This is a genomic window from Nannocystis pusilla (genome assembly GCF_026626665.1).
Classification (GTDB): domain Bacteria; phylum Myxococcota_A; class Polyangia; order Nannocystales; family Nannocystaceae; genus Nannocystis; species Nannocystis pusilla.
In genome coordinates, this window is record NZ_JAPNKE010000002.1 from 5,595,885 (window position 1) to 5,610,518 (window position 14,634).

Sequence of the window (14,634 nt, forward strand, 5' to 3'; positions counted from 1 at the left end):
CCGTCAAGACATGTCCACCAAGACAGGTCCATAACACCATGTCCCAAGAGACCTTCGATCTCGTCGTCATCGGCTCCGGCCCCGGCGGCTACGTCGCCGCCATCCGGGCCGCCCAGCTCGGCCTGCGCACCGCCTGCGTCGAGAAGGACCCGACCCTCGGCGGCACCTGCCTCAACGTCGGCTGCATCCCGAGCAAGGCGCTGCTCGAGTCGAGCGAGCGGTTCGCCGCCGCGCGCCTGCACTCGGCCGAGCACGGCATCAAGATCGGCGGCGTCGAGCTCGACCTGCCGACGATGCTGGGCCGCAAGGACAAGATCGTCAAACAGCTCACGGGCGGCGTGGCGGGCCTGTTCCGCAAGCACAAGATCCACTGGGCCAAGGGCCTCGGCAAGATCGTCGCGCCGGGCAAGGTCGAGGTCGCGGGCGAGACCACCGAGGTGCTCGCTACGAAGCGGATCCTCATCGCCACCGGCTCGGTGCCGGCGACCATCCCCGGCGTCGCGTTCGACGGCGACCGCATCGGCCACTCGACGCACGCGCTCGCCTACCCGAGCGTGCCCGAGCACCTGATCGTCATCGGCGCCGGCGTCATCGGCCTCGAGCTCGGCTCGGTGTGGGCCCGCCTCGGCGCCAAGGTCACGGTGCTCGAGTACATGCCCGCGCTCCTGCCGATCATGGACCCCGACGTCAGCAAGGTCGCGGCCAAGCTGTTCGCCAAGCAGGGCCTCGACATCCGCCTCGGCGTCAAGGTCACCGGCGCGACCCGCAAGGGCGACACCGTCGAGGTCGCCTTCACCGCGCCCGACGGCCAGTCACAGACGATCACCGGCGACCGCGTGCTCGTGGCCGTCGGCCGCAAGCCCAACACCGAGGGCCTCGGCGCCGAGGCCGTCGGCGTCCAGCTCGACCGCCGCGGCTTCGTCCAGGTCGACGCCCACTACGCCACCGCGGTGCCCGGCATCTGGGCGATCGGCGACGTCATCCCCGGCCCGATGCTCGCACACAAGGCCGAGGAAGAGGGCATCGCCGCCGTCGAGGGCATGGCCGGCCAGCCGGGCCACGTCAACTACGACGCGATCCCCAACATCATCTACACGCACCCGGAGATCGCCAGCGTCGGCAAGACCGAGCCCGAGCTCAAGCAGGCCGGCGTGCCGTTCAAGAAGGGCAGCTTCCCGTTCCTCGCCAACGCCCGCGCCAAGGCGCTCGGCGAGACCGACGGTATGGTGAAGATCCTCGCCCACGCCGAGACCGACCGCGTCCTCGGCGTCCACATCATCGGCCCGCGCGCCGGCGACCTCATCGCCGAGGCCGCGGTCGCCATCGAGTTCTCCGCCAGCGCCGAGGACATCGCCCGCAGCGTCCATGCCCACCCGACCCTGTCGGAGGTGGTCAAGGAGGCGGCGCTCGACGCCGGCGGCCGCGTCCTCAACATCTGAGGCCGCCGCGGGCGGACCCGGCCGTCGGCCGCCAGAACGCGCCTCTTGGCCGTCCTGCGCGGCTTCGTGCGCCCTGATCTCGCGGCCCGCGACCGTGTTAGGCTCGCCTCGTCATGCGGCGCCAGGCCCCGATCAAGCGCTCGAGCACCGGTCAACGGACCATCGCCGGCTCGAAGTCCGCCGATGTCGCCAACCTCGACGATCGCCCGCTGTCGATCCACATCACCCGCGACGGCAAGCACCTCGTCGTCCCGCTGCCGTACGAGCTGTGGATCCTCGGCGTGAGCAGCTTCGAGGTCGTGCGCACGATCGAGTGCGCCAACCCGGAGCCGTCGGTGAGCGAGGGCGCCAAGGACGGCTCGCTGTGGATCGGCGGCCATCACCTCTACTTCGGCAGCGTGTTCTCGACCGCGCTGACCAAGGTCGGCAGCAAGCTCGGCGACTTCGTCGACCGCGTCGCGCTGGTCCGTCCGAGCGTCCTGTGCGGCGTCGGGGCGACCGGCGAGATCCTGTTCGACGTCGACAAGGAGAACCCGCTGCACCGGCGCAAGGTGTCGGAGCGGACCGTCACCGGCCTCGTCAACCTCGACGGCCGCGCGCTGTGGGCCGACGGCTCGGCCACCGCGTGGCTCATCGATCCCGATCGCCCGTCCGGCTACACGCAGCTCAAGCTGCGCGCCACCAGCCCGGCCGACGTCGACGCCGAGGGCATCGCCGCGCTCGGCACCACCACCACCGGCCGCGCGATCCTCTGCGCCCGCGACGGCGCGGTCGCCTGGACCGGCAAGCACCTGCGCGTCGAAGGCGAGCGCTTCCCTCGCCTGGCCGCGCGCCAGGCCGCCCCGCTCGCCTGCGGCGGCGACGAGCGCCACGTCTACGTCCTGCGGCCCAAGGGCCTCCTGCAGCGGTTCCTCGTCGAGCAGCCGAAGCCGCCGCCTGAACCTGCTTTACGGCCCTCCGGGCCTGGCGAGGAGGACAGCTTCGTCCCGCTGCCCGAGGCCGAGGAGACGCGGCTGCAGTGGCCTGCCACCTGCATGCTGGTCCTCGGGACAGGTCACGGCGCGGCCCGGATCGTCCTCGGCGGGCCGCAAGCGGAGGGCATGCTCGGCCGGCTGTGGCGCGTCGATCCCGACGCCCTCACCTGGCAGAAGGTCGCGCCCGGCAAGCGCACCCTGGTCGAGCCGCGCCCCGCCGAGCCCGAGGAGGCGAGCAAGCGCCCGGACTTCACGCCGACGCGCAGCAAGCTGACCGGCGCGCCGATCAGCGCGCTCAAGGTCGACGCGGTGCTCGGCGCCGACACCTCGCAGGTGTTCGTCACCCACGGCCACGGCGCGCTGCTCGAGCGCCCGGTCGTGCGCCGCAACGCCAGCGACGTCCTGCCCGGCGACGCGCTGCTGCTGCCGGCGATGGTCCGCTTCCGCGAGGGCACCGCGCGCCCGGCCCTGGTCCTGTGGCCCGGCACGCCGGACGCGACCCGCGAGCCGCCGTCGCTGCGCTGGCTCGCGTGGGCCGACAACCCGCGCGGGTGGATCGAGCTGGTGACGCCGGAGATCCGCAAGCAGGGCTGGTCGCGCGCCGACGTGTTCCCGCTGCAGGTCGCCGTCGCCGCCGCGCCGACGGTCGCCGGCAACCGCGAGCCGATCCCCGACAAGTGGGTCGACCCCGAGCTGTTCGCCGCCCTCGCCCGCGAGTGCAAGAAGCTGCTCAAGGTGCTCTGGGAGTACTTTTGAACGGGACATGCCCCTGCGGGCATGTCCTGATGCGCATGTCTTCCAGGTCATGTCCGCCAGGACATGTTCTGAACTCGCCATCCACCCGCTCGGGTTCGGCGGCGACGAGTTTGGCGACGAGCGCACGGCCGCGTCACGCGGGGCCTCCCGGCGCGCCCCGCCGACGACCACGAAAAGGGCGACGCGGTCGCCCGCGTCGCCCTCTCCTCGCACCGCCCGGCGATCAGCCGCCGGCGATCACGGCCTTCACTTCCTCGGTCGTGAGGGTGTGGTTCTGGCTCTTGGCGAAGTTGAACACCCGATCGACCAGCTCGTCGGACGGCTCGTAGCCGTGCTCGCGCAGCCAGAAGATCACGTTGGAGCGGCCGCTGTAGTGGCCGATCTCGATCTCCTGCTTGCGGCCGAACACGCGGGCCGGCACCGACGAGTACACGCGGTCGGCGAGGTCGTGGTCGCCGGTCTTGGTCGCCTTGATGATCGCGGCCGCGTGCACGCCGGTGGCCGTGCGAAACGCGTCGCGGCCCGACAGCGGGTAGCTGGGGTGGATCGGCACGCCGGTGGCCTCGCTGATCTTCTCGACGTACTCGACCAGGCACGACAGGTCGTGCGCCTTGGGGTCGAGCTGGCCGAGCAGGTACAGGTTGAGCAGCAGCAGGTCGAGCGAGCAGTTGCCGACGCGCTCGCCGATGCCGAGGCCGCAGCCGTGGACGCGGTGGAAGCCCCACTCGAACGCGTACAGCCCGAGCACCAGGGCCATGCCGCGGTCGTTGTGTCCGTGCCAGTCGAGCTCGACGGTGTCCTCGAGGTCCATCGAGCGCAGCACGCCGCGCGCGAAGTTGAGGAGGTTGCGCAGGCCGTCGGGCGTCGCGTGACCGCAGGTGTCGCACAGCACGAGGCGGCCGGCGCCGGCCTCGAGCGCGGTCCGGAACAGCACGTCGAGCGTCTTCGGGTGCGAGCGCGTGGTGTCCTCGGTGACGAACCCGACCGGCAGGCCGTGATCGACGCCGAGCTTGACCGCCTCGTGGGTGTGCTTCTTGAGGCGCTCGTTGTCCCAGCCCTCGGTGTAGCCGCGGATCGGGCTCGAGCCGATGAACGTCATCACCTCGATCGGCACGCCGACCTTCTGCGAGATGTCGATGATCGGGTGGATGTCCGAGGCCACCGTGCGCGCGGCGCAGTTGGCCGTGATCCGCAGCTTCTCCTCGACGATGAACCGCAGCAGGCGCTCGACGTCCTCCTGCGCGCGCCGGCCCGCGCCGGGCAGGCCGAGGTTGACCGCCTGGACGCCCATGCGATCCATCAGGCGCACGAGCTCCATCTTCTGTTCGATCGATGGGTCGCGCACCGACGGCGACTGGATGCCGTCGCGGATGCTCTCGTCGACGAAGCGAGGCGCCCGCCGCAACAGCGGTCCGGTCCGCTCCTTCTCGTTCCAGTCGTAGATCAGGGCCGCCGTGTTCGCGTGGGTCGTCGCCATGGGCTGTCAGTCCTCCGTTCCGGTCGCCACCTCGAGCCCCTCCAGGCGGAAGAAGCGGCGCAGCTCGTCGACGAGACCGATCATCAACAGCTCGGGGATGTCGTCGTCCCCTTCGATCTCGTCCAGCAAGAAGTCTCGCATGAGCACGATGCTGTCCAGCCGCGCGTCGGCGTCGTCGGTGCGTGCGCGACCGACGAACGTGATGATCCCGCGCGGATCCGCGCCGGCCTCGACCTGAGTCGTCGAGGGCCGCGCCTGCACCGAGATCGGCGCGCTGGCGACCAGCTTGAGCACCTGGTCCGGGATGTCCTCGAGCAGCGCCTCGAACTGACCGCGCAGGTCCTCGGCCAGCTCCTCGCTGACCGGCTCGTGATCCTCGAGATCGCGCGCGTCGAGCTCGAGCACCTTGAGCATCTCGGCGCGGGCGCCGGCGACGTCGCCGAGCACCTCGAGCGCCTGGCCGTACCAGTAGTGGACGTCCGGATCTTCGGGGTCGACCGCGACCGCGCGGCCCAGCGACTCCGCCGCCTCCTTCGGGCGGTTCGAGTTCATCAGCACGAACCCGTGGATGCTGAGATACGCGGCGTCGTTCTTGCGCTCGGCGCTGATGCCCTCGAGCAGCTCGAGCGCCTCGTCGGTGTCGTCGTCGCTGAGGCGGATCTGCGCCAGGAGCAGGCGCGCCTGGTCGATCGAGTCGGTGTCCGCGCCCTCGAGCCGGAGCACCGCGCGCGCGGCCGCCTCGGCCTCGTCGAGGTCCTCGCCGTGCGAGAGCAGGCACTCGGCGCAGTCGAGGTAGATCTGCGGGTCCTCGGGCGCGCCGTCGGCGGCCTGCATCAGATAACCCGCCGCCTGATCGAGGCGACCTTGCGCCCAGGCGACCATCCCGGCCAGGTGCAACACCCGCACGTGGTTCTCGCCGCCGAGCCGAGCCGCCTCCTCGAGGGCGTCCTCCGCCGTCTTGAGGTCGTCGTCATCGACGGCCGCGAGCCCGCGGTCGACGATTGCATCCAGTGACTGCTGCTTCATGGGCGCGAACTCTAACACGGCGTCTCGCGCGACCGACCGGGCACGTGCGGCCGCGCGCTCGAGGTAGAAGCGGGCTCGACATGCTCGCCGCCGCATCGCCCGCTCCGCCAGACGTGAGGCTGCTCATGAGGCTCCTGCAGGAGCGCTGGGTCTTCGCCCTCGCCACGCTCGACGACGACGGTCTGCCCTACGCTACTCCTCTCTTCTACGCCGCCGCCGGCCTGCCCGGCTCGGACGTGCCGATCGTCGTGTTCGCCAGCCGCGCCGACACCTGTCACGGGCGGGCGATTGGTGACGGGCCGACGACCGTCGCCGCCGCGCTGTACCTGGAGACCGAAGTTCTCGGCGAGGTCCGCGGCCTGCAGCTGCGCGGCGAGGTCGTGGTGTGCAGCCGGCTACACGCGGACGCCGCCGCGAGCCTGCGCGCCGCCTATCTCGAGCGCCACCCGGTCGCCGCGGCTCACCTCGGCGAGCGCGACCGGCTGTACGCCCTGGCGCTCACCTGGGCCAAGTTGACGGACAACCGGATCGGGTTCGGCAAGCGACTGGTGTGGACCTTCGAGCCGCCGTGGCGCCGAGAAATTCCCGCCGGGCCAGGTGAAGAAACCGCGCTACGCTGACGTCGTCGGGATTTGCGCATGATCACTCGGCGACTTTGGCCTCGGCGGCGGCAGCGATTGCGATGACTTCCATCACCGGCCCCGCGATCGCGGCCGAGCCGCTCGAAGTCACCGTCCCCACCCGCGTGCTCGGGGCGATCGTCGCGGCCGAGGGTGGTGCCGCGGTGGTCGTCCACGTCGACGCCGCGCTCGGTCCCGCCGACATCCGCGTCGCCGGCGCTGTCCACAGCGTCGCCGCCAGCCAGCGCGACCTGCTCGACGACCCGCGGAACGCCCCTCGCGTCGGCGCGGGCGTGCGCAAGATCCTCTCTGCCGCGCGACCCGACCTTGCGGCAACGTTCGAGGCCAATCACAAGGCGTGGACCATGACCTTCGTGCGCAAGGTGCTGGGGTGGAACGCTCGCCTCGCCGCCTCGCCGGTCCGTGGTAAGCGAATCATTAATTCCTTGGATCGCGCCGCCTTGCTCGCGTGGGCCGGGGCCGTCGTCGATCCCAAGGGACAGCCCGCGCCGCCGGCTCTCGCGCGAGCGCCGAAGGACGCGACCGCGGCCACGCTCGAGAGCTACGTCGCATATGTCGAAGCGCTCGTTCGCAGCCTCGAGTGACTTGCGAACACGTGTGTCGACGTGGCGCACGTAGCTTGTGCTGGCTCACGGGCCTGGCCCAGGGCCCGCCATGACAACGAAACCGGCCACGGCGCATACTCTGACACGCGCGCGCGCCACGGTTGCGCGCGCTCATTGCGGTCATGGATACGTTCGCTTCCACAATTCGACCTCCCAGCGCGAGCTCATCGAATCGGTCGTGATTCGCTTCGCCGGCGACTCCGGCGACGGCATGCAGCTCACCGGCTCGCAGTTCTCCGACACGACCGCGCTGATGGGCAACGACCTGTCGACGCTGCCCGACTTCCCGGCCGAGATCCGCGCCCCCGCGGGCACGACCTTCGGCGTGTCGGGCTTCCAGGTCCACTTCGCCGCGCACGACATCATGACGCCGGGCGACGCGCCCGACGTGCTGGTGGCGATGAACCCGGCGGCGCTGAAGGTGAACCTGCGCGACCTCAAGCCGGGCGGCCTCCTCGTCGTCAACACCGGCGCCTTCACGGCGGGCAACCTCAAGAAGGCCGGCTACGACAAGAACCCGCTCGAGGACACCAGCCTCGACGGCTACCGCCTGCTCAAGATCGACATCACCAAGCACACGCTGCAGTCGGTGGAGTCGTTCGGCCTCGGCAACAAGGAGGCCGTGCGCGCCAAGAACATGTGGACGCTCGGCCTGATGATGTGGATGTTCGGCCGCGAGCGCGAGAGCACCGCCGAGTGGCTGCGCGGCAAGTTCGCCAAGAGCCCGAACATCGCCGAGGCCAACATCGCCGCGCTCAACGCCGGCCACGTCTACGGCGAGACCGCCGAGATGCCGCAAGGCATCCACGCCTACGAGGTCCCGCGGGCCAAGCTGCAGGAGGGCCACTACCGCAACGTCACCGGCAACGAGGCGACCGCGTGGGGCCTGCTCACCGGCGGCAAGCTGGCCGGCCTCGAGCTCGTGCTCGGCAGCTACCCGATCACGCCGGCCTCGACGATCCTGCATTACCTGTCGAACCTGCGCGCCTACGGCATCACCACCTTCCAGGCGGAAGACGAGATCGCGGCGGTGTGCGCCGCGATCGGGGCCTCGTACGCCGGCTCGCTCGGCATCACCACCACCTCGGGCCCCGGCCTCGCGCTCAAGACCGAGGCGATCGGCCTCGCCGTCTCGACCGAGCTGCCGCTCGTCGTCGTCGACGTCCAGCGCGGCGGCCCCTCGACCGGCCTGCCGACCAAGACCGAGCAGAGCGACCTCCTGTTCGCGGTCTACGGCCGCAACGGCGACTGCCCGCTGGTCGTGCTCGCCGCCTCGACGCCCGGCGACTGCTTCACCATGGCGGTCGAGGCCGTGCGCCTGGCCACCAAGTACATGACCCCGGTCATCCTCCTCACCGACGGCTTCCTCGCCAACAGCGCCGAGCCGTGGAAGATCCCGGACATCAACAGCTTCGAGCCCTTCCCGGTCAAGCAGCGCACCGACCCGGCCGGCTTCCACCCGTTCCTGCGCGACCCGCAGACGCTCGCGCGCAACTGGGCGGTCCCCGGCACCCCCGGCCTCGAGCACCGGATCGGCGGCCTCGAGAAGAACTACGACTCGGGCAACATCTCGTACGACCCGGACAACCACCACAAGATGGTCAAGGTCCGCGCGGCCAAGGTCGCCGGCGTCGCCGACGACATCCCGCTGCAGAAGATCGACCAGGGCGAGGACAGCGGCGACCTGCTGGTCGTCGGCTGGGGCTCGACCTTCGGGGCCATCAGCTCGGCCGTGCTCGGCGCGCGCAAGGCCGGCCTCAAGGTCTCGCACGCGCACATCCGCTACATGCACCCGATGCCGAAGAACCTCGGCGAGGTGCTGAAGCGCTTCAAGCACGTCCTCGTGCCCGAGATGAACAACGGCATGCTGGTCAAGATCCTGCGCAGCGACTACCTGGTCGACGCGCGCGGCCTCAACAAGATCGCCGGTCAGCCGTTCAAGATCGCCGAGATCGAGGCCGAGATCCGCGGCCTCCTCGCCTCTTCCTGGATCCCCGAGAGCTTTTGGAGTCACGACGATGACGCCCTCGATCCTCCGAACCCGCCGCTGACCCGCAAGGACTTCACCTCCGACCAGGAGGTCCGCTGGTGCCCCGGTTGTGGCGATTACGCCATCCTCGCGGCGGTCCAGCGCATGCTCCCCGAGCTCGGGGTGCGGCGCGAGAACACCGTGTTCATCTCCGGCATCGGCTGCTCGAGCCGGTTCCCGTACTACATGAACACGTACGGCTTCCACACGATCCACGGCCGCGCGCCCGCGGTCGCCACCGGCCTCAAGCTCGCCAACCCGCAGCTCGACGTCTGGCTGATCACCGGCGACGGTGACGGCCTCAGCATCGGTGGCAACCACATGATGCACATCCTGCGGCGCAACCTGAACCTGCAGCTCATCCTGTTCAACAACCGGATCTACGGGCTCACCAAGGGCCAGTACTCGCCGACCTCGCTGCTCGGCAAGCGCTCGCCGTCGTCGCCGATGGGCTCGGTCGACAACCCGATCGCCCCGGCCGCGTTCGCGCTCGGCTGCGGCGCGCGGTTCGTCGCCCGCGGCGTCGACACCGACGCCAAGAACCTGATCACCACCCTGAAGCGCGCCCACGAGTTCCAGGGCACCGGCTTCGTCGAGGTGTTCCAGAACTGCCCGGTCTTCAACGACGGCGCGTTCGACCACTTCACGGCCAAGGACGTCGCGGCGCAACAGCAGCTGCACCTCGAGCACGGCAAGCCGATGCGCTTCGGCGACGACAAGGGCCTGCGCCTGCGCCCCGGCAGCCTCGACATCGAGGTCGTCACCGTCGGCGAGAACGGCGTCACCGAGGCCGACCTGCTGGTCCACGACGAGACCAACCGCTCGCAGGCGTTCCTGCTGGCCAACCTCGACCCGCCGACCTTCCCGGTCGCCGTCGGCGTGCTGTTCCGCAGCGACGAGAACCTCGTGCCGTTCGAGGTCGGCATGCACGAGCAGAACAAGCAGGCGCGCGCGCGGGCTCGGCGATATCAACGCCCTCATGCGCAAGGGCCACACGTGGAAGGTCGACGCCGACCCGTCCGCCGATCCGACCGGCTGAGCGCGCTGGCCCGCGCACGCCGATCGCGTGCGTGACTGCACGGCCCGCGCCGACGCTGTCCCGCGACCTCGCCCTGAAAGCCCGCGCACGACCGTCTGCGCGGGCTTTCGCGTTCCACGACGCGCGCTGCGCGGGGCGCGGCGCGCGTACTTTTTCGCGAAGAATCAACCACGCGCCCCTGTCGTCGGACGGGGTGATTCCACAGGATCGAGTCATGCAACGCCTCTCTCCGCCTTCATCCTTCTTGGCTTCTGTCTTCTCCTTCGCCTCGGCCTTCGCGCTCGGCTGCGTGATCTCGGTGGGGCCGGGCGGAGATGACGCCGGCATCCACGACTGCGGCAGCCTGCTCGCCAACAACGACGCCAACTGCGTCTGCAACCCCGGCTACGAGCGCTGCAACCCGAACACCGACGACACCGACTGCTGCGAGAAAGAGGGCAAGGGCGGCGAGTGCGAGCCGAACAGCACCCTCTCCGGCGACCAGTGCTTCTGCGACGTCGGCTACACGTGGTGCAACCCCAGCGACGACGCCGACCTGACCTGCTGCCTCGACGACGGCCAGACCTCGCAGGGCACCGACGGCACCGCCACCGACGGCACCGACGGCACCACGACCGAGCAGATCCCGACCACCAGCGTCGGCACCACGGGCGAGCCCGAGGAGTGCCTCGATGCGGTCGAGCCGCCGGCCTCGTGCAACCCCGACACCGAGTCGTTCTTCTGCACCAACCCCGACACCTGCGGCCCCTACGGCAGCAAGCAGTACTACTGCGAGGGCGGCGTGTGGGTCGAGGACACCACGCTCGACGACACCTGCAAGCTCGACGGCTACGACTTCTCGTACGGCTGCGTCGACGACGGCATGAACATCTTCACCGAGTGCGGCAGCGGCTCCGGCGCGGCCTGCTCCGGCACCGCTCCCGCTGCCTCGACGCCAACACCTGGGCCGGCTGCAAGTGGGGCAAGACCACCGAGGCCGACTGCTTCACCCTCTGCACCGAGATCGGCGACGAGATGGGCGCGACCTACGACTTCGGCTCGTGCGAGGAGCAGGACGGCGTGGCCGTGTGCGCCTGCTGCGACGAGGGCGACGAGGGCTGCCCGATCAACGAGACCGGCACCGACACCGACACCAGCAGCACCGGCGGCGACAGCACCAGCAGCAGCACCGGCTAGCAGTCGAGCTCAGGGCCTGTCCCTGCGAACAGGCCCGAAAGCACATGCACACAAGTCCATGAATGTTCGGGCATGTCCGCGAGGACCTGCCCGTTCGTTCATCCGCGCCAGCGGACCAGCCGCGCCTGCCCGCTGTGCTTCAGCACCCGCGCCAGCTTGAGCAGCTCGCTCGCCACCCACGCGTCCTCGGGCGCCGGCGCCAGCGTCGCCTGCCCGGCCGCGTCCCAGGTCAGCGCCGCGGTGACGGTCACCCCGCCGGCCACGTACACGCGCGCCTGGTAGCGCAGCGGCTCGCCGGGCTCGCGCTCGCACACGAAGCGCGCGCCGGCCGAGGGGTGCAGATCCTGGCTCGAGACCACCGGCGCTCGCTCCTTCAGAACCGCAGGCCCAGGCCCGTCGGGACCTCGCCGCGCGTGGGGCCGATGTTGCCGAGCTCGGACGGCTTGCCGTCGTCGCGCCGGCTCGCCAGCACCCCGGCCGTGACCCCGCCGGCGACCGCGAGCGCGCCGACGACGATCACGCCCCAGAACCAGCCCTTCTTGTAGACCGGCTGCTTGCTCGGCGGCGGCACGTCGCCCCCGCGCGGCGGCGGGGCGCCGACGGCCTCGGACGGCCCCTCGGGCGGCGTGGCGGCCGGTGTGCGCGCGGCGATCTCGGCCAGCTGCTCGTCGATCTTGGCGATCTGCGCCTCGGCGTCGTCGCGCTGCTCCTGATCCATCTTCGGATCGTCGGCCAGCGCCTTTAGGTAGTTCTGGAACAGCCGCCGGGCCTTGCGCAGGTGGCCCGCGTCGTTCGACAGCCCGTGCCACTGCGTGTACGCGAGGCCCAGGTTGTAGAGCAGGTACGGGTGGTTCGACAGCGCGTAGCTGCGCTCGAAGTGCACGATCGCCTGCTCGTAGTTGCCGAGCGCGTAGGCCTGCGTGCCGGCCTTGTACTCGACCGCCGGGTCGTCCGACAGCGGCACCGCCGAGGTCGCCTTCTCGCCCTCGCCCGCCGCGCTGGCTGTCCCCGAGGACATGTCCCCCGAGACAGCCGGCGCCAGCACGCGCGCGCGCGCCGACCGGGGTGAACACCATCGCCGCCGCGAGCGCGACGGCGAGCGAGCGACACGAGGACCGCGCAACCTGGTTCACGGCGCGAGCGTGCCATCGCCCGTCGGCAAATGCCACACCCCGCCCAGGAGGTCTGCGCCCCGAGTCGGCCAGCGCATCTCGCGCAACTTGCGCCATCAACATCCTGATCACCTGGCCTTCGGGCCAGCTTCAGACGTTGAAGCGGAAGTGCATGACGTCGCCGTCCTGAACCACGTACTCCTTGCCTTCGACGCGGAGCAGGCCCTTGGCCTTGACGGCGGCTTCGGAGCCGAGGCGGACCAGATCTTCCCAGCCCTGGACCTCGGCGCGGATGAAGCCCCGCTCGAAGTCGGTGTGGATCTTGCCGGCCGCCTGGGGGGCATGGGTGCCGCGGCGGATGGTCCAGGCGCGGACCTCCTGCTTGCCGGCGGTGAAGAAGGTGATGAGGTCGAGGAGCGCGTAGGCCTGGCGGATCAGCCGGTTCAGGCCCGGCTCGGTGGCACCGAGGCCGTCGAGGAACTCGCGCCGCTCGTCCGGCGACAGGCCGACGATCTCGGCCTCGATCGCGGCCGAGATCACCACCACCTCGGACTTCTCGCGCGCCGCCAGCTCGACCACCTTGGCCACCAGCGGGTCCGACGTGCCGGCCGACAGCTGCGACTCGGCGACGTTGGCCGCGTACAGCATCGGCTTGGCGGTCAGCAGCGTCAGCGACTTCATCACCTCGCGCGACTCCTCGTCGAGCTCGATGGTCCGCGCCGGCTGGCCGCGGTTCATGGCCGCCAGCAGCTTCTCGCACACCGCCGCCGCCAGCTTCTCCGCCTTGTCGCCGCCCTTCGAGTTCTTGACCGCCTTCTGCAGCCGCGCCTCGACCGACTGGATGTCGCGCAAGAGCAGCTCGGTGTTGATCACCTCGGCGTCGTCGACCGGGTCGACCTTGCCGTGGACGTGGACGATGCCGCTGTCGTCGAAGCAGCGCACGACGTGGACGATCGCGTCGACGTTGCGGATGTGGCTGAGGAACGCGTTGCCCTTGCCCTCGCCCTGGCTGGCGCCCTTCACGAGGCCGGCGATGTCGACGAACTCGACCGCCGTCGGCACCTCCTTGAGCGGCTCGAACAGCTTGATCAGCGCGTCCATCCGCGGGTCCGGCACCGGGACCACGCCGATGTTCGGGTCGATCGTGCAGAACGGGTAGTTGGCCGCCTGGGCGCCGGCGTTCGACAGCGCGTTGAACAGGGTGGACTTGCCGACGTTGGGCAGACCGACGATTCCGACAGCGAGCGACATGAGCGGCGGGGAGGTAGCACGATCTCCCGCGCTCCGCGAACCGGGTTTTCACACGCGCGCCAGTCGCGCGCGAGGGCCCCGCACCGGCGCTAGAACCGGTGCTCCACGATGAGCGGCAGGACCTCCATGCCGATCAAGAAGTTGGCGTTGGTCTCCGGCGGCTTGGCCAGCGGCCGGTCGCGGGAGATCGTGAAGCCGAGCACGAGGTTCACGTCGAGGCCGAGGGCCAGGTTGCGCAGCAGGAAGATGCGCAGGCCGCCGCCGCCGCGGACGCTCATCGACCAGGTGCGCTCGCGGGCCTGCTGGCGCGACTCGGTGATGTACGGGTACCACCACGCGCCGCCGTTCAGGCCCACGCGGGCGATCGGCACCAGGTACGGGTGCTCCTTGAGGAACCACTTGTGGGCGTAGCCGAGGCCGAGGTCGAAGCCGGCGACGGTGCCGCGGTTGCACGAGCCCTCGGACGCACCCAGGCCGCACTCCGGCAGGCGGAAGGTGTGCCAGTCGCCGCGGTCGAGCAGGCCGGCGATCTGCACGTACACCCAGTGCGACTTGTACAGCTGGCGCTCGTACTGGAAACCGATCCTCACCCGCGGCAGGTAGCCGGCGAAGCCGACCTGGACCGGCAGCAGGGCCGTGATCGCGTTGCCGCCGATGATGTTCTCCGGCAGCTCGAAGCCCGACTTCTTGGGGCCGCTGGCCGAACCGCTGGTGCCGCCGGTGGTGCTGGCCTTGCCTCCCACCGTGACGGGGGCGGCCTCCGCGGCCCGCGGCAGCAGCGCCAGGGCGCAGAGCAGGGTCCACAGCACGAACAGCTTGCGATGGGTCATGGGCGAGGCTCCTGACGCTTCTGGCCGACGGAGGGCCGGAGGACGAGGCGGGCGCGAAAGGCCCTGGAAGTATCCCTGGACCCCGGCGGCATCGCCGCCTGCGCGGGCGCGCCCGCAAGGGTAGCACTGCCCCCGCAGGCGCCAGCAAATTCCCGGCAACCGCCGCGGCGCGGGCGACAGGACGCGCTCTGACGCACATGTCCGGCCCCACGGCTGCGGCCGCGCGCCGCAGCGCGTCGATCGCGGAATAAGGCCGCCCAGCCGGTGTTAGGCTTGGAC

Annotated in this window: 12 protein-coding genes; 6 read left to right on the forward strand and 6 right to left on the reverse strand. The window is 70.5% G+C overall.

The window, feature by feature from the left end; translation table 11 throughout:
- Nucleotides 1-38 precede the first annotated feature (38 nt).
- Together lpdA and OV079_RS24825 are read left to right on the forward strand one after the other, a co-directional pair.
- On the forward strand, nt 39-1,439 hold the full coding sequence (gene lpdA, locus OV079_RS24820) for a dihydrolipoyl dehydrogenase (protein WP_267771329.1): 1,401 nt from the start codon (nt 39-41) through the stop codon (nt 1,437-1,439).
- 113 nt (nt 1,440-1,552) lie between these two features.
- Nucleotides 1,553-3,169 carry a hypothetical protein gene (locus tag OV079_RS24825; RefSeq protein WP_267771330.1) on the forward strand — a complete coding sequence of 539 codons (1,617 nt, stop codon included), beginning with the start codon at nt 1,553-1,555 and terminating at the stop codon, nt 3,167-3,169.
- 223 nt (nt 3,170-3,392) lie between these two features.
- Here the strand turns inward: OV079_RS24825 and OV079_RS24830 are convergent, their stop codons facing one another.
- A complete protein-coding gene (locus OV079_RS24830; protein ID WP_267771332.1) occupies nt 3,393-4,646 on the reverse strand; it encodes a LeuA family protein in 1,254 nt (417 codons plus the stop codon).
- A 6-nt stretch (nt 4,647-4,652) separates the two neighbouring features.
- Nucleotides 4,653-5,672, reverse strand: coding sequence for a tetratricopeptide repeat protein (locus OV079_RS24835; protein WP_267771333.1), 1,020 nt, complete (start codon nt 5,670-5,672; stop codon nt 4,653-4,655).
- A gap of 125 nt (nt 5,673-5,797) precedes the next feature.
- On the opposite strand from OV079_RS24835, the gene OV079_RS24840 reads away from it, so the two are divergent.
- The 4 genes from OV079_RS24840 (at nt 5,798) to OV079_RS24855 (ending at nt 11,322) form a co-directional block, all read left to right on the forward strand.
- Nucleotides 5,798-6,292, forward strand: a complete 495-nt coding sequence (locus tag OV079_RS24840; RefSeq protein WP_267771334.1) for a pyridoxamine 5'-phosphate oxidase family protein — start codon at nt 5,798-5,800, stop codon at nt 6,290-6,292.
- Nucleotides 6,293-6,354: 62 nt separating this feature from the next.
- Entirely contained in the window at nt 6,355-6,897 is a 543-nt protein-coding gene (locus tag OV079_RS24845; protein ID WP_267771336.1) for a hypothetical protein, read from the forward strand.
- 199 nt (nt 6,898-7,096) lie between these two features.
- Nucleotides 7,097-10,021: a 2-oxoacid:acceptor oxidoreductase subunit alpha gene (locus OV079_RS24850; RefSeq protein WP_267771337.1), complete on the forward strand. Its 2,925-nt coding sequence runs from the start codon at nt 7,097-7,099 to the stop codon at nt 10,019-10,021.
- Between the two features lie 179 nt (nt 10,022-10,200).
- On the forward strand, nt 10,201-11,322 hold the full coding sequence (locus OV079_RS24855; protein ID WP_267771338.1) for a hypothetical protein: 1,122 nt from the start codon (nt 10,201-10,203) through the stop codon (nt 11,320-11,322).
- Here OV079_RS24855 and OV079_RS24860 read toward each other — a convergent pair.
- The 4 genes from OV079_RS24860 to OV079_RS24875 all read right to left on the reverse strand — a co-directional run bounded on the left by OV079_RS24860 (nt 11,261) and on the right by OV079_RS24875 (nt 14,355).
- Nucleotides 11,261-11,521 (reverse strand): hypothetical protein, encoded by a 261-nt coding sequence (locus OV079_RS24860; protein WP_267771339.1) that lies wholly within the window; start codon nt 11,519-11,521, stop codon nt 11,261-11,263. The two genes, OV079_RS24855 and OV079_RS24860, sit on opposite strands and share 62 nt — an antisense overlap.
- Before the next feature lie 14 nt (nt 11,522-11,535).
- Nucleotides 11,536-12,180 (reverse strand): tetratricopeptide repeat protein, encoded by a 645-nt coding sequence (locus OV079_RS24865; protein WP_267771340.1) that lies wholly within the window; start codon nt 12,178-12,180, stop codon nt 11,536-11,538.
- A gap of 244 nt (nt 12,181-12,424) precedes the next feature.
- Nucleotides 12,425-13,525 (reverse strand): redox-regulated ATPase YchF, encoded by a 1,101-nt coding sequence (ychF, locus tag OV079_RS24870; RefSeq protein WP_267709843.1) that lies wholly within the window; start codon nt 13,523-13,525, stop codon nt 12,425-12,427.
- 89 nt (nt 13,526-13,614) lie between these two features.
- A complete protein-coding gene (locus OV079_RS24875; protein ID WP_267771341.1) occupies nt 13,615-14,355 on the reverse strand; it encodes a hypothetical protein in 741 nt (246 codons plus the stop codon).
- Between the last annotated feature and the right edge of the window lie 279 nt (nt 14,356-14,634).